Consider the following 21887-nt stretch of genomic DNA (forward strand, 5'->3'; position numbering starts at 1 on the left):
CCTCCTAACAATCGTTTCTATCAGTTTTGCCTTTTGTTTAGGAGGATAAACGAATAGATTCGTAAAAATTATGTATGGCCTGCAAGGAGAACGGTATTTGTCCGCTCTCTCTTATCTTCGGATTCTATGGAACCTTCTATAATACATGACTGCCAAGAGGGCAAAAAAAAGCTCTTCCGGCATCCCGAGCGCCCCTCGCACCCAATATGCCGAAAGAGTTGTATCTTATTGTCCGGTTATCCATTTAACTTACCGTGCGCGGGCGCTCCAGACGGGTCAGCCCCGGCCAGCGGAACGACGCCCATTCCGGCAGATGCTTGTCTACCCGGGCGACCAGCACCGTCATGTCGTCCGCAATATCGCCCTCATGATGCCGGACGACAGTCTCCAGCAGCGCATCCGCCATTTCCTGCGGATCGCTTGTCTTCAGCTCGGTGATCATCCGCTTCATCCACATCTCTTTGTTGACCGCATGACCCGGCGCATCATAGATGCCGTCGCTCATCATAATGAGCGCATCGCCAGGCTGCAATTGCATCGAGATCATATCGACATCAATTTCCTGCAGGATGCCGATCGGCAAATTGTTGGCCGTCACCAGAATAACCTCATTCCCCCGTTTAATAAAGCTTGGCGTAGAGCCAATCTTCATGAACATCGTCTTGGCCGTATATAGATCGATGATCGCTAAATCGACAGTTGCGAACACCTCATCGGAGGAACGAAGCAGCAAAATGGAATTGACAGATTTGACCGCCAGCTGCTCGTCCATTCCGGATTGCAGGAGCTGCTGAAGAATAGACAGCGCTGCGCTGCTTTCCTCGCGGGCCCGCTCTCCATTGCCCATGCCGTCGCTTATCGCCACAGCGAACTTGCCGTTGCCCAGCTCCAGCATACTGAAGCTGTCGCCTGACAGCAAATCGCCTCCTTTCGCCGCGCCGGCAATGCCCGTCTCAATTTCGTACTCTTTAGCCGAGCCGAAGACGACGAGCGTCGGCTCCCCGCTTTTGCCGGAAGCACGCTCCGACTTGACCGCTACGTGCTCGCCTAATATATCAGAGAGCAGCGGCGCTATAATTTTGCGGCACTCGTCGTAGCCTTGAGAGAAATGATGGTAAAGCTCGATCTCGATATTTCCCTCCTCCAAATTGATCACTTCAATTTCCTGAATAGATAGTCCCAGTCCCTCCAATGCTTCCCGGATCTGCTCCTCCTGCAGGTGAAGCGTTTGACCCTCCCGCTTAATCTCGCCGGCCAGATCCTCCATGACTTTCGACACACCGGACAGCTGCTCCGCAACAAGTTGACGGGAATCGAATATTTGCTTCTTCCAATGCATATTGTTTTTATAAAGCTCGTACTGCTGCTCCATCACGCCAATGACTTGAGCAGGCTTGACGCAGTGGTTCGTCCACTGGCGAGGCATCGACTTAGCGGAAGGCGTCCTTCCTTCCTCTACACTCGTAATCATGTCTGTCATCATCTGATGCGTATGATAAAACTTCGTCTCCCAGCAGGCATTTTGCCGATGGCAGTTAAGGCAGCTCCGCTCAGCAACGGCATTCATGAAATGGCCAAGCTCCTCCTCCCGCTTCAATGCGGTAGAAGCGCCGCTGAATTGTCCGAAGCTCCGGGAGAGCTGGCGGAATACCTCCGAATATTGCGACACCCGTTCCGCTGTCACTTCCCGCACCCGCTTGGCGTAATCATGCTGGGACTTGGCATGCTCGTTCGTGCCTGGCACATAGCGGGCAATTGTCCGAATCATCACCTTTGGCGTCAGCATGAGCAGAATTGCGGCGGCAGCCGATTCCCATGTGGAAGACATGACATCAGACTGACTGCCCACATAAATAGCCAATATCGAGGTGCCGAGCAGCATCCCGAAGGCGACCGCCATCTTCCCGCCATCCCGCAGCAGGCCGGCAAGCAGACCAGCGAAGGCGAGCAGGCTCATCTGCACAATAGCGGTTAAATCGGCCAAGCTTAGAATCAAGCCAGCGACGACGCCAACCGAGGCTCCAAGAGGTGCACCGCCAGCCAGGGCGAACAGCAGCAGCATATAGCGGGACATCACATGCTCGACGGACATGCCGTAGACGACCCAACCTACCGCGCCTGTCATGACTGAGGCAAGCATGATCATGAGACATATGATTTCTTCATTTTTGAGTGTGGCCGTCTTCTTGGACATCGTAAGCACCGGAATCGCCTGGATGAACACGAGCGTCAATACGAAACCTAGCGCAGCCTCGACGACAACCATCATAAAGTTATACCAGCTTAATGAATCACCGACAAATACGGAAAACAGCTGGACGAGAAGCATCGCGGCGAATACGAGCAGCGGCGCCGATGACAGCTCCGCCTTCTCATAAGCTTCAAGCCCCTTGAACATGAGAAACAGCACGGCAATTTCCATCGCAATCCACATCGGGGAAGGAACGGCGGCAAACCAGCTCCCGGCAATGAGCGACACCGCTATCCACGCATGCACATCCCGGCGCATGAAATAAATGACGGCGAAATAAGCAGCAGCAAACGGCATCAGCGATTCCAGAATAACAGCCCGTCCAAGCAAAAAGCCGACCAGCACCAGCAGAAACGTCCACTTCTTGGCCAGCAGCAATTGAACGAACCGAAGCGATGACGCCCACTCCCCGCCTCTGCGCAGCCACGCTCGACCCCATCCCGCCTTCTTGCTCTCTCCACCCGGAAATACTACTACGTTCTCCTTGTACACTTCCCGACACCACCATTCCGACTTTATTGTGTTTCTCATTATAGGAGGTTGTCCGTATGAAGTTTGTCAGTTTAACGTAGCCTGTTCAAAAGTTTTTTCCGACAAAATGGTCTACCCGCGCATTGCTTGTCGCCTCCGTGGAAACGCTTGCCCCGCGCGGAGTTAAGCGGCGTTGCCTGACTCCTCATCCCGTTCCTGCTTCAACAAAAACCGTCGATGGCGTCTCCTTTTCGTTGACGAATGCTGACTTGACGCTGTCGGTAATGACGAAGTTGCTCAGAAATTTTTTCCATTTTACCCATGCCAAAAACTTTCATTCTTCTAAAATCGTACCGCAATGCCTCTGAAATGCCTCTGAAGACAGTAAAAAAGCAGAACCACTTGGGCTCTGCTTTCCGTAGAATTGTATAAAAAACCGATCTATACCCGTTTGGCTCCGCGTCCGCCGCGTTTGCCTTCGGTGTTTTTCTTCAAGGAAGAGATGCGCTCTTCGCTATCCTTCAAGAAGCGCGACATTTTATCTTCGAATGACGGTTTTCCGTAAGACGGTCTGCCAGAAGATGGCTTATTGAAGGGACGTCCGCCACGATCTTGCCCGCCGCCGCCTCCGCCACCGCGGTTGAAACGTTCTCCGCCGCCTCCACCACTTGGACGCGGTTCGCGTTGCGGCGGTTGTTGACCCTCCGGCCGGTCAACTGCCTGTTTAATGGAAAGTCCGATTTTACCGTCTTTATCGACGTTGATCACTTTAACCTTGACGATGTCATCAATTTTCAGGTGATCCTTCACGTCTTTGACGTAATTATCGGCAATCTCCGAGATGTGAACGAGCCCTGTGACACCTCCCGACAAATCGACGAATGCCCCGAAATGCGTAATGCCTGTCACTTTGCCCTCTAACTTGGCGCCCACTTCAATTGCCATAAAATAAAATGTTCCTCCCTAAGATATTTGCTAATTAGCCTCACACCGTGATTATAACCGAACGGTTGAAGGCAGGTCAACAGACGTTCACCCGTTTACAGCGTCTAATTCCATCCAGCCGCTTACTTAACGACTTGAATCTGCCGTTCGCCGTCCTTAACCATTCCTTGATCCTTTGTTGCCAGTTGTTCGATATATTCAGGATCGTTCAGCCGTTCAATCTGCTGCTGAAGCGCTTTTGTCTGCACAGTTGTTTCTTCCAATTGCTTCTGGGCCGCGGAAAGCTTCGTCTCCATCGCCTTCTGCTCGTTCCATTGCCCTATGAAAGTATAAGCTGCCCAGCACATAAATAGAACACAGGCCATCCCCCAGATCCGAATACGGCGTCTGGAACCGGCGCTGATTGTTGTCTTGCCCGTCGCTGCGGCTGTTGCCATTTGCTTACACCCTCCTTAGGTCGGTCCGAAAAGCTTGAAGCCATCACTCCCGCTTGAACCATCTTTTCCATACATTCGTTAAACGTGTCCTCATTTCCTTCCATCTCGCAGGAATTTGCCAGCTTTCAACGATCGGTCCCAGCCAGCGTCCCAGCGGACGTATTAGCGGACGAGTCATCCAACGAAGCAAAAGCCAAAAAGGACGAAGTAATTGTAACACAATTTTGAAGACGAAAATAGTGATCGCAGTCCCAATTCCAATGATGACCTTCACTAATTTGTACAGCAGAATAATAGGCTTCACAATGAGCAGATCCAGGCATCTGAGCACAAAACGGATAAGCTTGCGGAAAGCCTCAATCACCCATTTGACGATGGCAATGACCGCTTTGCTCAAGAGCCAATAGTAGCTCAGAACGCCGATAAGCAATCCAACAAACACATACGCCCGCACCTCGCCGTAATTGCTGGCGTATAAGACACGGAAGATAATAAGGGCCGCAGCCAGCCAATACACCATGTCGAGGACGGGAAGCCACCACTTCGGAAAGCGAAGCTCGTTCGATACGACTCTATAGCCGTCGAACACCGCCCCCATGCCGATGCCGGAGAGCAGCATCATCGCCATGGTGAACCATTGCATGTCCAGCGTCACTTAAACAGCTTCCCGAAGAGCCCTTTAGATTTTGAAGGGCCTGTTCCGTCCAAATAGGCGAGTGAATGGACGTAGCCTTCGATAGCTACAAGACCCTGTTCCAGGTTGAGATGCTTAATATGCAGGTTTTGCCCTTTAATCGTCAGGAAGCCGAGCTCCGTATCCAGCAAAAACTCCTCACTGTCGAAGCTTTCTACGTTCAATACGCCGGTTAGCTCAAGCAGCTTGCGGTTCAGCATCTTTACTTCCTGACGCTTCTGCCCTTTGACTTGATCATTCATTCGACTTGTCCCTCCATCCGCTTCGAAAGCTTCGAAACATCGCTTGAGACTAGCCTATGAACGGGGGACAACCATTAGAACTATTTTTGCTAGATTAGCTTCGCCTAGTCCAAGTGCCTGGAGCAATTGAACAGCTCGCAAGCCCAGCCTGCTTCGTCCCCGTCATTCCTGCAGATTGTGGTAATGGATGTATTGACGAGCGACTCGCCGGTATACGCTTCCGGAATCCACGCCTCCATCGACCGGCCGATCAGAGCGCCGTGGCTGACGACGAGCACATTTTGCCCAGGGTGGCGTTCTGCGATCTCATCAAGCACCGCAGTTGCCCTCTCCAGCAGTGATTCCCTGGTCTCCCGCTCCAGTTCCAGCTCTCGCCAATTCGCGCCCCATTTCTCGATACGTTCTGCCTCCGTCGTTCCTTCGGTTTGTCCGCCGTTCGCTTCGCGCAGCCTTTCATCGAGTCTGACTTCACCCAGCTGCAGCCGTCGTGCTACAGCCTCCGCCGTTGCCCGCGCCCGCATCAAGTCGCTGGAGTAGATCACATCCCACTTCTCCCCGCTGAGCCGCTCAGCCAGACGTTCCGCCTGCTGTACACCCTCCTCATCAAGAGGAATGTCGGACTGCCCTTGCGCCCGTCCTTCTTTATTCCACGCCGTGCTTCCGTGCCGAATCCACCCGATTCTCGTCAATGCCAATTCAATTCCCTCCCTGTTCTCCTCTTCATTATTCTTCGCTAGAAGCTAAATCATGCCCTCTATTAAAAAGCAAAAAAGCTGCCCGGCAAGCCTAAGCTTGCAGAACAGCCCTTCTAGAGCTACCAGCCGAGATCATTCTCGCGCGGGCGCTGCTCTTCTCTCACTAGCGTGTAAAGCTCACCGGCTTCATCCTTACGGGTTGTGTCCGCAATCCGTTCTACACGAACGGTTACGTTCTTCTGACCGTACTGAATTGTGAGCTCGTCCCCGACCTTCACGGTGCTGCTCGCTTTCGCTTCGCGGCCGTTGATCCAGACGCGTCCTTGCTCGGACACATCCTTAGCGACCGTACGCCGCTTGATCAACCGGGACACTTTGAGAAATTTATCCAATCTCATGAACTACTTAATAGCGTCCTTGAGTTTGTTGCCTGCTTTGAATGCAGGAACTTTGGATTCTGGAATCGTGATTTCTTTACCCGTTTGCGGGTTGCGGCCCACTCGGCCGGAACGTTTGCGAGTTTCGAAAGTACCGAAGCCGATCAGTTGTACTTTATCTCCACCGGCAAGAGCGTCAGTTACTTCGCCCAGGAAACCGTTAAGAACGGCTTCTACGTCACGTTTAGTCAAACCGCTTTTTGTTGCAATGTTGTTGATCAGGTCTGTTTTGTTCATGATTAAAATCCTCCTAATTTGAAATTGCCCTCAGTTCAGTATCGACGGTCGGCATAGGCTAAGCCGTCTATTATCTGAGTGGTAATTTTTACTGTTAAATCCTTTATACGAAGAATACATATTCTGCTCGGCTGCAAGAAATCCTGCTGTTATTAAAAATTTTTTACCGAATCGTAGCGGAAAACTTCGATTGTTGACGAATAGCGGCTGCTATTGTCGCTTCGCCTCTTCCCACCAGCGATCCATTTCTGTTAGATCAGTCTGGTCAAAAGTTTTGCCGTTTATACGAAGCTGCTCCTCAATATACGAGAATCGTTTTTTGAACTTCGCATTCGTGCGGGAGAGCGCCTCCTCCGGATCGGCCTTGATGAACCGGGAAGCATTCACCACAGCAAAAAGCAGGTCGCCGAGCTCGCCTGCCTGCTCCTCCGCGTCGCCTGTGCCGACCGCTTCACGCAGCTCCGCCAGCTCTTCTTCAACCTTGCTAAGCACCGGGCCAAGCTCGTCCCAGTCAAATCCGACCTTCGCCGCCTTCTTCTGCAGCGCGTAGGCTTTCATCAGCGCGGGCAGATCGGCAGGTATGCCGTCAAGCTGAGACTTGCGGCTCTGATCCGAGCCGTTGCGCTTCTTCTCCTCCGCCTTCATCTGCTCCCAGTTGCCAAGCGCCTCATCGGCATTATTGGCATTCCGGTCGCCGAATACATGCGGATGGCGGAAAATCAGCTTTTCGTTCAATGACTCTATAACGTCATAGACGGAGAACGCACCGTTCTCCTCCTCCATCTGGCTGTGCAGCATCACTTGCAGAACGACGTCGCCAAACTCCTCGCGCATACCGTCTGGATCATCGTTATCAATAGCTTCGAGCGCTTCGTAAAGCTCCTCGATAAAGTTTTTGCGGATCGATTGATGCGTCTGCTCGCGATCCCAAGGACAGCCTTCCGGACTGCGAAGAATGGCAACAATCTCATGCAGCCGGTCGAAGGAGCGGTTGAGCACGGCATCCTGCTCCGTGCGCGGCACCCAGATCAGCGACAGATTGCCGAAGCCTTCCGTCCGGTCCAATTCATAGAGTGGAACCTTGACGATTGTCTCTTCTCCCGCCACGCCTAACGCGTGGCCCACCACGACTTCGAAATCATCGGGGTAACGCTCCATCAGTGCGAGCTTCACATCAGAGGCGGTGAAGGCGTCATAGACTTGGCCAATAAGCGTATGAACGCGCGGCTGAAGCTGAGACGCTTGCAGCTCGGCTGCATCAAGCAAGGCGAAGCCTTCGATTGGATCGAAGCCCAGCCGGACGAAAGCTTGATCCAGAAAGCTCTCGCCGCCGAGAATCTCCAGCGTCACCCCAGCTTGCGGACAACGCTCGCGGAGCAGTTGAACCGTGCGTTCAGCCACCATAGGATGACCGGGAACGGCGTAAAGCACCGGTCCGCCGGCGCTTGCTTCGTTGATCAGCTGCTGAGCAATCGCTTCGTACACCTCAGGAAACGTATCATGCTGTTCATACACACTGTCGAAGGAAGTGAATGCAAGATTCTCCTCCCGCAGCAGTGCCATTACCGGATGATGCTCTGTACGTACATACAGACGCTCAGCAGACTGAAGCCGGCGCCATACGCCTAACGTCAATTGATCGGAATCGCCGGAACCGAGGCCGACGACCGTAATCGAATGTGTCAATGTCATACTCCTCCTTGCCTAATGGCAAAATTACGCTACAGGTAGTATACCATTGCTTGCGGCCCAACTCTAAATTTGGAATACTGAGAATACCATAATGCGCGCAAAAATGCGAGAAAAGGCGGGATTCCTGATGAAAGTCATAGCTGCACCCGATTCTTTTAAAGGCAGCATGTCCGCAGTCGAGGCCGCGGCCGCCATTGCCCGCGGCGTGCGGCGCGCCCTGCCGCACGCGGATGTCGTAGAAGTGCCTATCGCTGATGGCGGTGAAGGCACGCTTAGCTGCCTGCTTGCGGCTGCCGGCGGACAGCGCGTGGAAGTACAAGTGCTTGGGCCCATGAGCAAGCCCGTGCGCGCCGCTTACGGGCGACTAGGCAAGGCGGGGCATGAGATCCAGGACGAAAGCAGAGGGCTAGATGCGGGTGAGGATGCACAGGTACGTCTAAGTGAGGGCTGGGGCGTGGACGACGAGCAGCCCGTAGCAGCCGGAATGACTGGGCATGCTGCGAATCGCAGTGGCATTGCCGTAGTTGAAATGGCTGAAGCATCCGGCTTGATGCTCGTTCCACCTCATGAACGCAATCCACTGCTGGCCACCACCTATGGCACAGGACAACTGCTTCGCCATGCACTGGACGCAGGCTGCCGCCAATTCGTATTGGCGCTTGGCGGCAGCGCCACAAACGACGGCGGCGCAGGCATGCTGCAGGCGCTGGGCATGAAGCTGCTGGACCGCGAGGGTAAGCCCATCGCAGCTGGAGTCGGAGGCGGTTCACTAATCGATATCACTGCCATCGATGACAGTGAATTCGATTCGCGAATTGCCGAATCCAGCTTCATTATCGCCACTGACGTTGAGAGCCCGTTTGTAGGGCCAAACGGTGCATCGCATGTATTCGGCCCGCAAAAAGGAGCCGATCCGGCCACAGTTCGACAACTGGAGGAGGGCATGACCGCTTGGGCTGATCTGATCGCCGGGAAAACCGGCGTCAGCTTGCACGAGCTTCCCGGCGCGGGAGCGGCCGGCGGTCTAGGCGGCGCATTCCTCGCCTTCTTCCCTGCAGCAATACGACGCGGCATCGACGTCGTCATGGAATATGCGGGGCTCCGCCGCCTAATGGAAGGGGCGGAGCTCGTAATAGTCGGCGAAGGCCGTATAGACGGCCAGACCGCCGCAGGCAAAGCGCCCATGGGCGTGGCGCTGGAAGCGAAGCGGCTCGGGATCCCGGCCATTGCGCTGGCCGGATCGGTCGGCTCTGGCATCGAGCCGCTGTACGATGCGGGCATAGTGAGCGCCCACAGCATCGTAGACGGCCCCATGCCGCTGGAGGAAGCCATGTCCCGAACGGCCGAACTGCTGGAGCAGGCAGCGGAGCAAGTGGTGCGGACTTTTGCCGCTAACCGGCCACCTTCATCGCGCATCCATACTCCAACTAACTAAAAAGAGCGAACCTGCTTAACCAGTAATTGAACCATTACGCGGAAGATGGCGCTCATCAACAACCCTAAAAACTAACTAAAAATAACGCCACTTATTGAGCCAAAAATTGACTCATTACGCGCTACATGACGTCCATCAACTGATCCAAAAACTAACTCATTTTGGGCCGCAACGCAAAATTAAAAAAGCAAACTCGCTTCGCTAATCAGCTCGAAATTGGGTACAAGTGCAAATAGGTGAGCCAAACCCCAAAAAAACGAACCTCCTTCGCTAAATAACGAAGACAAGTTCGCTCGAGACCACCTAAGACACCTGTACATAGAGTTGTAGCGAATCTTTCTTCGCTACTCGAGAACCTAAGTTCATGAGTTGCGAAGATTAGTTCGCTATACCGTTCCACGCCCCCTCAACGAGGCTCACTAGCGAAGATTGGTTCGTTATTTTGCGAATCTGCTTCGCTAATCAGCTCGAACCGGGCACAAGTGCCAATAAGTCAGAGAAACAGCGAAAAAAAGATCCGATTCCTAACAAATCGCTTCTCTATTTGCTCAAAAAAGACCTATTACGCGCAACGTGCCACCCAACAGCCGCTCTCCAAACCAAACAATGTCTGACCGCAGCGCCCAAGCCTAAAAAAGCGAACCTCCTTCGCTAAACAACGAAGGCAAGTTCGCTCGAGACCACATGAGACACCAGCACATGCAGCTATAGCGAACCTTTCTTCGCTACTCGAGAACCTAGATTCATGAGTTGCGAAAGTTGGTTCGCTATACCGTGCTATGCCCTCGTAACAAGCCACTTTAGCGAAAGTTGGTTCGTTCTTTTGCGAGTCTGCTTCGCTAACCTGCAGTGGAGGCCAAGCCAAAACGCCATACAAACACTTGTATAAGCAAAAAAAGCCGCCTAAGCGGATCACACGCAAGGCAAACCTTTGCCATTGCGTGCTTGTCCCGCCCGAAGCAGCCTGGAAAATCTATGTTACTTAAAGGATGGCAGCCAGCTGCCGTGCGCTTCGATCAAGTCGTCGCAGAGCGATACGATATCGTCGAGCGACAATTCAGCAGAAGTGTGCGGATCGAGCATCGCCGCATGATAGATGTGCTCTTTTTTGCCCGTAATCGCCGCTTCGATCGTCAGCAGCTGTGTGTTAATGTTGGTGCGGTTAAGAGCAGCAAGCTGCGGCGGCAAATCGCCGATAAAAGTCGGCTGGATGCCGGAGCGGTCGACCAGACACGGCACTTCGACACATGCTTCTCTAGGAAGGTTCGTGATGAGCCCTGTATTCATGACGTTGCCGCCGATTTTGTACGGAATGTCCGTCTCCATAGCTTCCATGATGTGCGAAGCATACTCTTCACTGCGCTTGTGTTCAACCTTCTTGTCAGCAAGCATTGCATCACGCTGTGCTTCCCAGCCTTTGATCTGATCGATACAACGGCGCGGATATTCGTCGAGCGGAATGTTGAACCGGTCCACAAGCTCCGGATAGTTGCGCTTGATGAAGTACGGATGGTATTCCGCATTATGCTCGGACGATTCCGTCACGTAGTAGCCGAATTTCAGCATCAGCTCGAAGCGAACCATGTCATGATGCTTCTCCTTCTGCAGTTCAGCGGCACGGCGCTTCATTTCCGGATACAGATCGACGCCGTCCTTTGTTGCTTCCAACAGCCAAGCCATATGGTTAATGCCCGCGATTTTCGTCTTCACGCCCGTGGTATCCATACCCAAGTGTTCGAACAGATGCGGCACGCAGCCTTGTACGCTGTGGCAAAGACCAACGGTATTCAGGCCGCCATGTGTAGTCAGTACGTTGGTCAGTACGGCCATCGGATTCGTGTAATTCATGAACAGTGCATCTGGGCATACTTCTTGAATGTCTTTGGCAAAATCAAGCACGACCGGAATCGTACGCAAATTTCGGAAAATACCGCCGATGCCAACAGTGTCGGCAATCGTCTGACGCAAGCCATATTTTTTCGGAATTTCAAAATCCGTAATGGTACATGGATCGTAGCCGCCTACCTGAATGGCGTTAACGACATATTTTGCGCCGCGCAGCGCCTCTTTACGATCCGTGTAGGCTTTAATAACACATGTGCTGCCAATCGATTCCTTCATATTAAGAAGCAATTGCTCCGACTCGCGCAACCGGTTGTCATTGATATCGAATAATGCCAGTTCGAAGCCTTGAAGCGCTTCCGTAAGCATGACGTCACCGAGAACGTTTTTCACAAAAATCGTGCTGCCTGCGCCTAGAAACGTAATTTTGGACATTTCATTCGCCTCCGTCTTATCGTTGAATTTAATACCTTAACTATAAGGCGGAGAGGCACTCGCGAACATGGGTTAAATCCCGAACTACCTGTCATAATTCCTTTTCATTGCGTGATTTCACGCATAATACTATAATAATCCATGTCATAATATTGAACGAGTGAAAGGAGCGCCACCATGGAAATTTATCAGAAAAAAGAGCCGCCGCAGCGGCAAATGGAGCTTCGCTTGCGCTTCTTCGGGGAAGAGCATTGCCAGCCCCTTCACAGCTGGGGACCCGGGCTGCGGGACCTGTACATTGTTCATTACGTGCACAGCGGAAAAGGACAATTTTCGACAGGCGGTGAGACATATAAGCTATCAGCAGGCAGCGGTTTTCTGATCACTCCGGGGACGCTCGTTCATTACACCGCGGACGATACCGACCCTTGGAGCTACAGCTGGATCGGATTCGACGGCCTTCATGCCCGGTCTTTCATGCAGCGTGCAGGGCTAAGCGTATCGCAGCCGATATTCAACGCCAATAACGGAAACGACACGGGGAACAACTGGTTCGAAGATGCTTATCGCCTTATGATGGATGCCCACCAGCTCGAATCCAACGATATATTAGAACAAAGTCTCCTGTACCGGTATATCGCAGAGCTTGTTGAGTGCTCAGAATCCCGCTCCCCGGAGCCCATCAAGCGCGCAAATTCGAAAGAAGCCTATATGAGTCAGGCCATCACCTTCATCGAGAACAATTACAGCCAAAAGACGACCGTGCAAGACATCGCGCAAGCCGTCGGCCTCGACTCGACTTATTTATCCGGCCTTTTCAAACAGCAATACGGACTGTCGTTGCAATTGTTTTTGCTGCAATTCCGGATGAATCGCGCTGTCGAGCTGCTCGCCAACCCTGATCTTACAGTCAGTGACATTGCCCGGTCTGTCGGATATACCGATCCTTTCTTGTTCAGCAAAATGTTCAAAAAAACGATCGGAGCCCCTCCCCGCACCTATCGGGAACAGCTGAACAACCCTAGTTAAGCATCGAGCCTGCCTTTATTCAACTTACGTTGCTTAGTTTAGCTTCGCTTTACCATGCCATGCCTTGCCTTGCTTCGATTTGCCTTTTCGTGCCTTGCTTTGCCTTGCCTCATCTTGCTTTGCTTTGCCTTGTCGTGCCTCGCTTTGTCTTGCTTTCTCTCGCTCTGTCTAGCCTTTGTCTTGCACTGCTTTACTCTACTTAACTTTGCTCATCTAACCTGACATCACTTCACTTGAACATCGATAATACCCCCGGCATACGGGGCGACCTCATACTCCTGGAACAGCAAGTACACCTTGCCGTCTGCCAAATAGAAAGTATGATCATCGGTTAATTCGAAATTCTCAACATCCGTTGCATTGAAACGTTCGGGATCTTCCGCCAACGCTTGCTTCAGTGCGCCCTCGCCAAGCTCTTTGAAGCGGCTGCCAAGCACTTTCTCCAGCGTTAGCGGCTCCGCCTTCACATCATTTCTTACATTATAAGTGTCGACACGTGTACCGCCGTGAGCCCCTCCGCTATACAGGTAAGTCTGAACCGTCAGCGACAGCTTTCCTCCCGCAGCAGCCCCGCCATCAGATTTCAACGTATAATCCAGCTTCATTTCATACGGATGGAAGGTGTAGCCTCCAGCCGCTGCATCAGCAGAACCTTCCTCAGCTTGCTTCTTCAGCAGCTTAAAATCCTCCATCGTCTTCTTTTCCAGCTCCGCATTTAATTGTGCCTGATAACGCTCATCAGCCATTCCGGCAATGACGGGAATGCTCAAATCAGCCGTGTATAGATCAGTCGTGTCATGAATCGTTTTATCACTGACGACAACCGCTTCAGCCCCGTGCCCCGGTTCAGGCTTCTGATCCTGATCCTTCCCCGCCTTCTGCGCCTCTCCTGAATTCACATTGTGGACGATAGCTGCTTCAGCAGGCGAAGAAGCTGCATCCGGATTTCGGGAAAAGGCCGGAGAAGCCATGACTACAGGAATCGCCACAGCTAAGCCGGCAACGGCAAAAGCAATCATTTTATACGAAAATTTCATATCGATGCCTCCAGAACTAGAATCTTGTCTTCACTATAGCTCAGTCCAGCCGAACAAACGTTACAATACGGTTAAAGCCCATTCGCGCAAAAAAAGACCCGGCTCCCGATATGCCGCATCGCCGCGCACCGAAAGCCAAGTCTTCGTCCATTCTCTTCAATTTATTGTTCCATTTGTTTCGCTAGAAAGCCTGCAGCCGTCTCAGCCATCTTCGTCTCCATCTGAGACATTTTCACGCTATCGTCCTTGCTAAGCAGCACAACCGTGCCGATCGGATCTCCGCCAGCCACGATTGGCGCAGCCACATAAGCGGAATAAGCATCCTGTACATCTTTAACGATTTCATAGGTGCCTGCCGCGCCTTCCACCGTCTTGCGGTTTTCCATACAAGTCTCCAGAAGCGAGCCGATCTGCTTGTCCAGCAGCTCTTTCTTGGATGCCCCTGCAACGGCAATAACCGTATCGCGGTCAGTAATAAGCGTGACGTGATTCGTGCTTTCGAATAAAGATTCGGCATATTCCTTCGCAAAGTCGCCAAGCTCGCCGATTGGGGAATATTTCTTGAGTATAACTTCACCGTCGCGGTCTACGAAGATTTCGAGCGGATCGCCTTCACGGATACGCAATGTGCGGCGAATCTCCTTCGGAATCACCACACGCCCGAGGTCATCGATGCGACGTACAATTCCAGTTGCTTTCATTTCATGTTGCCCCACTTTCCTAGAGGATTTTGAGTCGACTGGATATTCCGGCTAGATGCAAGCCTTAGACAGCTTGCCTGCCCTTGCGGTAAAAATATTTAGCGTACGGCTAACGGATACGTTCGGGCGATGAACAGCTTATTTGAACATCAGGCGATGCGGGCTGTCCTCGAGATCGAGCGAGTTCGATAACGAATTCGTTGTGAATCTGACCATAGTATTCATCGGCTCCCATTTTCTTATACACAATACCATGGCAGCAGTTGCGCAACTTGCGGTCTCGCTTCCAGACTGGCCGTTCTTCCAGCATTCCCCGAATATCCGCAGAGCTTGCATGGCTTTTATGAATTAATCTCATTCAATCGCGTTTATCATCCTGTCCATCCCCTCCATACCAAAAACATCCTGCCTCTCTGGAAAGAGCGGCAGGATGTCTGGCGAGCAGTATTCTGGCAGTAATGCCTAATGCTTTAAGCAAAATCGGACGCCACCCGCGGGATGGCGTGACGGGGAGTGAAGTTGCCTCAATCGTATTAGAATTAGAATTTGGCGACACGCCATCAACAACACATTCCTTGTCGTTCGTTGATTCAGATTTCATTAAGTTCATTTCCATCTGCCGCTCCTCCTTGTTAATTATGCTTCAGCAATCCGACCAATTCACGCTTCAACCCTAGAAACTCAGGGGTTTCCCGCACATCCGGCGCAAGACGGTCGGGCAATTGCACCCTGAACTCCTTCAAAATCCGGCCAGGACCCGCGCCCATAACTACAATGCGCTGCGATAGAAAAATCGCTTCATCAATGTCATGAGTGATGAACAGTACCGTCGTCCGCTCCTTTTCCCAAACCTCCAGCAGCATCTCCTGCATCTCCAGCTTCGTCTGAGCATCGAGCGCGCCAAACGGCTCATCCATCAGCAGCACCTTTGGCTTGTTAGCAAGCGCTCTCGCAATCGCTACACGCTGCTTCATCCCGCCGGATAGCTGCTTCGGAAACGCTTTGTCGAAGGATTCCAGCCGTATCGTTCTCAGCCACTCATTAGATATTTTTCTGCGCTCCAGCGTCGGAATGCCTTTCAGCTTGGGGCCGTATTCGATGTTCTCCCTCACAGTCAGCCAAGGAAAAAGCGTATACCCTTGGAATACCATGCCCCGATCGGCGCATGGACCGATAATGGGTTCTCCATCAAGCAGCAATTCGCCCCCGGTTGGCTCATCAAGACCAGCGACCATCCGAAGCAATGTCGATTTGCCGCAGCCGGAGGGACCCAGAATCGTCAGGAACTCATTCGAGTCAATCGTCAAATGAATGTCTCGAAGCGCTTCAAACCTGGATTTCTTCGTCTCATACACCTTATGAACCCCGGATATTTCAATTCGGCCCCGCTCAACCACGGTATCTGCAAGCTTCACTTCCATTGTTGGATCCGCTTCAACCGTATTCACATTTAGCTTCTTGGCTGCCTGCATCATCGTTCATGCCCCCATCCCTCATCGCTGAGTGTCGTTATTCGAATAGCAAAAAGCCCGGGAGAAAGTGATCTCCCAGGCTTTTATCCTTCCGTGTATATAGAAGGGCCGCCGTGCTCGGGTGATCGCCTGCTATACGTCATCTCTCGGACCGGACTTGAGCAGCTCAGCCCAACGGAACCCTAGACGACTTTGTCATTCCCGGTTCTGCAATCATCCGGAAACCTTTATTCAGTTAAAATGCGTCAACTAATCTAACTTATTTATTATTAGATTAAAGCATTTCGGTCTGATTCGTCAATATTTATGTTAGATATTATTACATAAAACCGAGAGAAGACTCTGCTAAAGCGAATTACCTCACATTCCTCAGACATAACGCCAACCGCCAGCTGCAGTAATTTCCTCCACTTCCTGAACAGCATACCCTTCACATACGAAACCCGGCACTACAGAGCCGTCGTCCAGCTCAATCTTGCCGATTCCAAGCGGTGCCGGAATGGACGCCACGAACTCGCCGAATCTCTCCAGCGGCATTTCCCAGAGCTCCACTTCAATTGAAGAACCCTCTTCATGGACCCGAACCATCCCCGGCTTGGCAGGCTCCGTCAGCAGCTTGAACAACTTATACTTGGCAGCCGATCTCGCCGTACGAATATAAACCGCTTCGCAGCCCAGCATTTGCTTCTCCAGCGGAAAGCCGCGCATATGAAGGCCGCATACAGCGACAAGAGTCGTCGCAGTCGCAGACTTCCCGATCGGCACACTAAGTACACGGTCTAAAACAACCGTCTCAGTACCCCCAGCCCCCCTTGACACTTCCGCCCCCAAAACCTGTGACGCAGCCCCGACGACCAGGCCCTCCTCCTCCGCCAAGGCAAACAGCGTAATGCCAAACGGCAGATCCGCTTCCGCTTCACCTGCAGGAATAGCTACCGCACAGAGATCAAGCAAATTGCAGTGATTCGTATACAGCCCCATCGCACTGTTAGTTGCAATTGGATTCAGACGCACTTCTTCACGCGTCCATGTGCCTCCGCAGGTTGGCATTGCCAATACAGCATCCTCCAGCAATTGGCGCACTTCCAGCTTATATTGTGCCAGCTTGTGCATCGCCCGGAAGACTGAAGCAGCAGTCAAGGACTCAGCGTTGCCTGAGCGCAGCACCTGCTCCGTCACCGGAAATACCGTTCCAGGGGAACTTGACTCGACGAATCCCTCCATTTCGGCCCACCGCTCAGCAATCCAAGGCCCGTCGTATAAAACCGCCGCCGCCTCTGAGAACAGCGCATCATCGATATACTCGATTTGCATACCAAGCCCGCCCTGCTCCTCCAGCTTAACGAGCCGCGCAACCTCCGCATCCCAAGCTTTGCCGTATGAATCTGCGAAAGATCCATAGAAACTAGGCCGATTACTCGGCAAATAAAGCTTGGCGGGCAGCTTGGCGGCCGGCTGCGGCAAGCTTCGCGACCAAGGATCTGAGGCGTGGGCGCCGCGCACCACACCATCCACTGCCAGCACATCCTCCAAGCTATGGGCAAAGACGGTCACGCAATCCAAGCTTTCGCATGCCGGAACCACGCCTTTCACCGGCCATGCACCAATGCTGGGTTTGAAGCCAACCAAACCATTCAACGCAGCCGGCACGCGACCGGAGCCCGCCGTATCCGTACCCAAAGAAAATGCCGCATGACCCCGCGCAACGGCTACCGCCGAGCCGGAGCTTGAACCGCCGCTAATCAGCTCGGGACGAAGGGAATTGGTTGTCTCGCCATATGGGCTTCGCGTTCCAACAAGCCCTGTCGCGAATTGATCCAGATTCGTTTTGCCAACCGGTATAGCTCCCGCTTCTACCAGCCGCTCCACGACCGCCGCATGATGGGCAGGTATATAGGCATACTCGGCACAACCCGCTGTAGTTGGCAGACCAGCCACATCAATATTATCCTTAACCGCGAACGGAATGCCCCAAAGCGGCGCATCAGCAGGCGCTAGAACGCTCAACCGATCCAGATAGGGCTGAATATGCTCATAAGACGGCGGTGTAATCCAAATATTTTTAGCTGCGTCCGCCTTAGATCGTTCTACAATTCCTTCTATAACAACACTTGGCGTAAGACGCCCCGCTGCATATTGCTCCTTCAGCCGCTCGATCGATAAAATGCCTGTTACATTCATAGATGTCATCCTGCCGCCACCCCAATTTCTGTCGTAATGCCGACAATGAGCTGCCCTGTATGCACTTCATCACCCGGCTTGACGAAGACGGAAGCCACAACGCCGTCGCAGGACGCCTGCTGCGAGAATTCCATCTTCATGCTCTCAATAATAAGCAGCGTGTCACCTTTCTTCACCGCTTCACCCGGCGAGACAAGCACCTTCCATACACTTCCCGGCATATTGCAGCGCACCGCTTCCGTACCAGAAGGTAGCGCATCTTCCTCTTCCAATTGTCCTGAGTCGCTATCCGACACATATTCAGCCAGACCTAGCGCCTTCCAGCTCTCTCTTTCCGCCGCAAACGCCGTACGCTGCTTCAAGCGAAATTGCTCCACACTCTCTCCGATCTCCTCTAAGAAAGCCAGATACTCTCCCAAGTCAAATGTCGTCTCCACAATCTCAGCTTCATAGCGGCCGCGCGGAAAATCTTCGCGAAGACGAAGCAATTCTTCGGCACTAACCGAAAAAAACTGAATCTGATCAAAGAACCTGAGCAGCCAAGGCTTGCCCGGCCGGAAGCTTTCCGTTGTACGAAGCTTATTCCACATCTGGATCGTCCGGCCGACAAATTGATAGCCGCCAGGCCCTTCCATTCCATAGACACACATATAGGCTCCGCCTATGCCAACTGCATTCTCCGGCGTCCAAGTGCGGGCCGGATTGTATTTCGTCGTTACGAGGCGGTGACGCGGATCCATCGGCGTTGCCACAGGCGCGCCCAGATAAACATCACCAAGACCCAGTACAAGATAACTCGCGTCAAACACGATGTTCTGCACCTCATCGACACTGTCTAGTCCGTTAATCCGGCGAATGAACTCGATGTTGCTCGGACACCACGGCGCATCCGGCCGTACTGTCTGCTGGTAGCGGTCAATCGCCAGCCGGGTAGCCGGATCATCCCAAGAGAGCGGGAGACGGACGATTCGCGAAGGCACTTGGATCGACTCCAGCGGCGGAAGCTTGCTATCGAGTTCAAGAATGAGACGGCAGGCCTCGCCCACCGTTATACGAGAGCGATCGACATGCACTTGCAGCGAGCGGATGCCTGGCGTCAGATCCAGCACAGGCAGGTCCGCACAATCGCGAATGGCATCCATTAAGACATGAACCTGGAAGCGCAGCAGCAGATCAAGCTCCAGCGCGCCGTATTCTACGAGCAGATTCTCGTCGCCGCTGCAGCGGATTTTAATCGGAAAACGCCGCCCTTCCGATTCATCTACCAGCAACGGATAGGATGGGTCCATTAGCAATCGGTCGGACTTGGGCGGCAAGCTTAACTCGGCAAGCGCCGACCATTCGCCGCGGCCTATAGCTTGCAGATTAGCTTCTTGAACGTCGCGAAGCGCATCCGCCTCCTCCAGTGTTAACAGACGGAAGCTCACTTTGTCGCCGGGATGCAGCTGGCCCAGCTTCCAGAATTCTGCTGAAGCTGTCGTTACCGGACAAACGAAGCCACCGAGACTCGGTCCGTCCGGGCCGAGCAAAATCGGCATATCCCCCGTTAAATCAAGCGTCCCGACGGCATACGCATTATCATGAATATTTGAAGGATGAAGCCCGGCCTCGCCTCCATCCTCTCGGGCCCACAACGGAGCGGGGCCAATTAAGCGAACGCCGGTCCGGGAGCTGTTGAAATGCACTTCCCACGTCGTCTCGGTAAGCTGATTCAAATACTCCTTCCGCAAAAACTCCTCCGTGCAATGCGGTCCAGGAATAACCCCAATCGTCCATTCCCGGGCTACAGCCGGAAGAAACGCTTCATCAATTGGCCCGCTCCATGGCAGCGGCTGATGACCGCCATTCATCCGCAGCACGTCGCCCGCCCGCAGCGCCCGTCCGCCATGCCCTCCAAAGCCCCCTAGCGTAAAGGTCGCGGAGCTGCCCAATATGCGAGGCATATCCAATCCTCCCGCAAGCAGCAAATACGTCCGCAGTCCTGCGGAAGCTTCTCCAAAGTGAAGCACTTGCCCCTGGTCAGCGCGTATCGGCCGATAGAGCGGAACCCGCTCGCCATCCAGCTCCGCATTCATGTCGGCGCCGGTTAGACAAAACCATGCAGCATTGCGGAATTTATAGGCACCGCCCCGCAGCGTCAGCTCAAGACCAGCCGCAGCGTCGGTGTTGCCAAGCAGCTTGTTGCCAATCCGGAATGAGAACGGGTCCATCGGCCCGCATGGCGGTACTCCTACATCCCAATGTCCAACCCGGCCGGGAAAATCCTGCACCGTTGTCTGAATCCCGCCGTCGAGCACTTCAAGCGCAGCTTCCGCCGGAGCAAAACCCTCCAGCATTCGCGTGTATACCAGACCGTCCTGACAATCAGATTCTTGAAGCAGCGCCTGCAAATATTGCAGATTGGTCGTAATACCGAACATCCGCGTCTCGCTCAGCGCAGCAAGGAGCTTCGCTATAGCGTCTTCGCGATTCTTGCCGTGTACGATGATTTTTGCCAGCATCGGATCGTAGAGGGTCGTAATCTGAATCCCATCCCTTACCCAGCTTTCATTGCGGGCATTCTCAGAGAACACCGCCCGGTCGAGCTGACCGGCGCTCGGACGAAAGTTCTGCAAGCAATCCTCGGCATAGATCCGGGCTTGCATACTGTGTCCGTTCGGCTCCGGAACTAAAGCTTCCAGCCCCCGCAATTCCCCTGCCGCTTCGCGAACCATCCACTCAACGAGATCGAGACCGAGCACTTCCTCCGTCACGCCGTGCTCCACTTGCAGCCTTGTATTCACTTCAAGGAAATAGAATTCACAACTCTCCGGATCATAAAGATATTCCACCGTACCAGCGCTGCGGTAACCCGCCTCGGCGGCAAGCCGTTTAGCTGAAGCAAGCAGACCGGCACGCACCGCCTCCGGCAAATTCGGCGCCGGACTTTCCTCAATCACCTTCTGATTGCGGCGCTGGATGGAGCAATCCCTCTCCCCAAGCGCAACAACCTCGCCATATTCATTGCCGAAAATCTGTACTTCGACATGACGTGCTCTCGCAATATATTTCTCCAAAAACAAGCCGCCGTTCTTGAAGTTCGTCTCGGCAAGATGACGCACGCCGTCATAAGCCGCGATCAACGCACCCTCATCGTCACATACGCGCATCCCGATGCCGCCCCCGCCAGCGGTGCTTTTCAGAATAACCGGGTAACCGATTCGTCCCGCCTCGCTCAGCGCTTCCGCGAACTCCGTAATAAGCGGCGTACCCGGCAGCATCGGAACTCCCGCCTTCTCCGCCAGCTCACGCGCGGAATGCTTCAGCCCGAATCGCTCCATCTGCTCCGGCTCCGGGCCAATGAACACAATGCCTCGTTCACGGCAAGCTCGTGCAAAATCGGCATTTTCACTCAAAAACCCATAGCCGGGATGGATCGCCTCAGCTCCTGTCTCGATAGCCGTCTTAAGAATGAGCTCCGCATTCAAATAGCTTTCCGCTGCCGGCCCGTCGCCGATCAGCACCGCTTCGTCGGCCTCATCAACATGACGGCTGTCTTGATCCGCTTGTGTATAGACGGCAACGGACCGGATGCCGAGCCGGCGCAGCGTCCGTTCAATTCGCACGGCGATAGCACCTCGGTTAGCAATTAGCACTTTTGTAAACATCATGTAC

The 21887-nt window shown here is 53.2% G+C and carries 19 protein-coding genes and 1 riboswitch; of the genes, 2 read left to right on the top strand and 17 right to left on the bottom strand.

Annotation, left to right across the window (positions count from 1 at the left end):
• Nucleotides 1-244: 244 nt before the first annotated feature.
• From spoIIE to yabN, 10 genes are all read right to left on the bottom strand, one after another.
• Nucleotides 245-2782 (bottom strand): stage II sporulation protein E, encoded by a 2538-nt coding sequence (gene spoIIE, locus ACFVVF_RS28230; RefSeq protein ID WP_387816520.1) that lies wholly within the window; start codon nt 2780-2782, stop codon nt 245-247.
• 145 nt (nt 2783-2927) lie between these two features.
• On the bottom strand, nt 2928-3050 hold the full coding sequence (locus ACFVVF_RS28235) for a hypothetical protein (protein ID WP_387816522.1): 123 nt from the start codon (nt 3048-3050) through the stop codon (nt 2928-2930).
• A gap of 113 nt (nt 3051-3163) precedes the next feature.
• Nucleotides 3164-3667: a S1 domain-containing RNA-binding protein gene (locus ACFVVF_RS28240; protein WP_387816524.1), complete on the bottom strand. Its 504-nt coding sequence runs from the start codon at nt 3665-3667 to the stop codon at nt 3164-3166.
• Nucleotides 3668-3789: 122 nt separating this feature from the next.
• Complete coding sequence (locus ACFVVF_RS28245) at nt 3790-4104, bottom strand: FtsB family cell division protein (RefSeq protein WP_387816526.1); 315 nt, start codon at nt 4102-4104, stop codon at nt 3790-3792.
• Between the two features lie 43 nt (nt 4105-4147).
• Nucleotides 4148-4759 carry a spore cortex biosynthesis protein YabQ gene (gene yabQ, locus ACFVVF_RS28250; RefSeq protein ID WP_387816528.1) on the bottom strand — a complete coding sequence of 204 codons (612 nt, stop codon included), beginning with the start codon at nt 4757-4759 and terminating at the stop codon, nt 4148-4150.
• Nucleotides 4756-5040, bottom strand: coding sequence for a sporulation protein YabP (yabP, locus tag ACFVVF_RS28255; protein WP_387816530.1), 285 nt, complete (start codon nt 5038-5040; stop codon nt 4756-4758). The genes yabQ and yabP overlap by 4 nt, the downstream gene beginning before the upstream one ends.
• A 104-nt stretch (nt 5041-5144) precedes the next feature.
• Nucleotides 5145-5729 carry a histidine phosphatase family protein gene (locus ACFVVF_RS28260; protein WP_387816633.1) on the bottom strand — a complete coding sequence of 195 codons (585 nt, stop codon included), beginning with the start codon at nt 5727-5729 and terminating at the stop codon, nt 5145-5147.
• Between the two features lie 125 nt (nt 5730-5854).
• Nucleotides 5855-6133: an RNA-binding S4 domain-containing protein gene (locus ACFVVF_RS28265; protein ID WP_042171271.1), complete on the bottom strand. Its 279-nt coding sequence runs from the start codon at nt 6131-6133 to the stop codon at nt 5855-5857.
• 3 nt (nt 6134-6136) lie between these two features.
• Entirely contained in the window at nt 6137-6409 is a 273-nt protein-coding gene (locus tag ACFVVF_RS28270; RefSeq protein ID WP_042171268.1) for an HU family DNA-binding protein, read from the bottom strand.
• A 210-nt stretch (nt 6410-6619) separates the two neighbouring features.
• Nucleotides 6620-8095: a bifunctional methyltransferase/pyrophosphohydrolase YabN gene (gene yabN, locus ACFVVF_RS28275; protein WP_387816533.1), complete on the bottom strand. Its 1476-nt coding sequence runs from the start codon at nt 8093-8095 to the stop codon at nt 6620-6622.
• A gap of 133 nt (nt 8096-8228) precedes the next feature.
• Between yabN and ACFVVF_RS28280 the strand changes: the two genes are divergently transcribed.
• Nucleotides 8229-9536, top strand: coding sequence for a glycerate kinase (locus ACFVVF_RS28280; RefSeq protein ID WP_387816535.1), 1308 nt, complete (start codon nt 8229-8231; stop codon nt 9534-9536).
• Nucleotides 9537-10514: 978 nt separating this feature from the next.
• Here the strand turns inward: ACFVVF_RS28280 and melA are convergent.
• Nucleotides 10515-11813 carry an alpha-glucosidase/alpha-galactosidase gene (melA, locus tag ACFVVF_RS28285; protein ID WP_387816537.1) on the bottom strand — a complete coding sequence of 433 codons (1299 nt, stop codon included), beginning with the start codon at nt 11811-11813 and terminating at the stop codon, nt 10515-10517.
• Between the two features lie 177 nt (nt 11814-11990).
• Between melA and ACFVVF_RS28290 the strand changes: the two genes are divergently transcribed.
• Complete coding sequence (locus ACFVVF_RS28290; RefSeq protein ID WP_387816539.1) at nt 11991-12842, top strand: AraC family transcriptional regulator; 852 nt, start codon at nt 11991-11993, stop codon at nt 12840-12842.
• Nucleotides 12843-13066: 224 nt separating this feature from the next.
• Here ACFVVF_RS28290 and ACFVVF_RS28295 read toward each other — a convergent pair whose 3' ends face one another.
• From ACFVVF_RS28295 to uca, 6 genes are all read right to left on the bottom strand, one after another.
• Nucleotides 13067-13879, bottom strand: a complete 813-nt coding sequence (locus ACFVVF_RS28295; protein WP_387816541.1) for a DUF3298 and DUF4163 domain-containing protein — start codon at nt 13877-13879, stop codon at nt 13067-13069.
• Nucleotides 13880-14040: 161 nt separating this feature from the next.
• Complete coding sequence (gene spoVT, locus ACFVVF_RS28300; RefSeq protein ID WP_387816544.1) at nt 14041-14580, bottom strand: stage V sporulation protein T; 540 nt, start codon at nt 14578-14580, stop codon at nt 14041-14043.
• Between the two features lie 358 nt (nt 14581-14938).
• Nucleotides 14939-15181: a hypothetical protein gene (locus ACFVVF_RS28305; protein ID WP_387816546.1), complete on the bottom strand. Its 243-nt coding sequence runs from the start codon at nt 15179-15181 to the stop codon at nt 14939-14941.
• 31 nt (nt 15182-15212) lie between these two features.
• Entirely contained in the window at nt 15213-16055 is an 843-nt protein-coding gene (locus ACFVVF_RS28310) for an ABC transporter ATP-binding protein (protein WP_387816548.1), read from the bottom strand.
• A 67-nt stretch (nt 16056-16122) separates the two neighbouring features.
• A riboswitch (guanidine-I (ykkC/yxkD leader) is annotated at nt 16123-16249 on the bottom strand.
• A 172-nt stretch (nt 16250-16421) separates the two neighbouring features.
• Entirely contained in the window at nt 16422-18242 is a 1821-nt protein-coding gene (gene atzF, locus ACFVVF_RS28315; protein WP_387816550.1) for an allophanate hydrolase, read from the bottom strand.
• Nucleotides 18239-21880, bottom strand: a complete 3642-nt coding sequence (uca, locus tag ACFVVF_RS28320) for an urea carboxylase (protein WP_387816635.1) — start codon at nt 21878-21880, stop codon at nt 18239-18241. Before uca ends, atzF begins: the two co-directional genes overlap by 4 nt.
• Between the last annotated feature and the right edge of the window lie 7 nt (nt 21881-21887).

Origin of the sequence: Paenibacillus sp. NPDC058174 (assembly GCF_042883865.1) — a bacterium.
Classification (GTDB): domain Bacteria; phylum Bacillota; class Bacilli; order Paenibacillales; family Paenibacillaceae; genus Pristimantibacillus.

Coding starts and splice junctions, on each gene's coding strand:
- spoIIE (WP_387816520.1), bottom strand. CDS start 2,782: ATGAGAAACACAATAAAGTCGGAATGGTGGTGTCGGGAAGTGTACAAG.
- ACFVVF_RS28240 (WP_387816524.1), bottom strand. CDS start 3,667: ATGGCAATTGAAGTGGGCGCCAAGTTAGAGGGCAAAGTGACAGGCATT.
- ACFVVF_RS28245 (WP_387816526.1), bottom strand. CDS start 4,104: ATGGCAACAGCCGCAGCGACGGGCAAGACAACAATCAGCGCCGGTTCC.
- yabP (WP_387816530.1), bottom strand. CDS start 5,040: ATGAATGATCAAGTCAAAGGGCAGAAGCGTCAGGAAGTAAAGATGCTG.
- ACFVVF_RS28265 (WP_042171271.1), bottom strand. CDS start 6,133: ATGAGATTGGATAAATTTCTCAAAGTGTCCCGGTTGATCAAGCGGCGT.
- ACFVVF_RS28270 (WP_042171268.1), bottom strand. CDS start 6,409: ATGAACAAAACAGACCTGATCAACAACATTGCAACAAAAAGCGGTTTG.
- ACFVVF_RS28280 (WP_387816535.1), top strand. CDS start 8,229: ATGAAAGTCATAGCTGCACCCGATTCTTTTAAAGGCAGCATGTCCGCA.
- melA (WP_387816537.1), bottom strand. CDS start 11,813: ATGTCCAAAATTACGTTTCTAGGCGCAGGCAGCACGATTTTTGTGAAA.
- ACFVVF_RS28290 (WP_387816539.1), top strand. CDS start 11,991: ATGGAAATTTATCAGAAAAAAGAGCCGCCGCAGCGGCAAATGGAGCTT.
- ACFVVF_RS28295 (WP_387816541.1), bottom strand. CDS start 13,879: ATGAAATTTTCGTATAAAATGATTGCTTTTGCCGTTGCCGGCTTAGCT.
- spoVT (WP_387816544.1), bottom strand. CDS start 14,580: ATGAAAGCAACTGGAATTGTACGTCGCATCGATGACCTCGGGCGTGTG.
- ACFVVF_RS28305 (WP_387816546.1), bottom strand. CDS start 15,181: ATGAAATCTGAATCAACGAACGACAAGGAATGTGTTGTTGATGGCGTG.
- ACFVVF_RS28310 (WP_387816548.1), bottom strand. CDS start 16,055: ATGATGCAGGCAGCCAAGAAGCTAAATGTGAATACGGTTGAAGCGGAT.
- atzF (WP_387816550.1), bottom strand. CDS start 18,242: ATGACATCTATGAATGTAACAGGCATTTTATCGATCGAGCGGCTGAAG.
- uca (WP_387816635.1), bottom strand. CDS start 21,880: ATGTTTACAAAAGTGCTAATTGCTAACCGAGGTGCTATCGCCGTGCGA.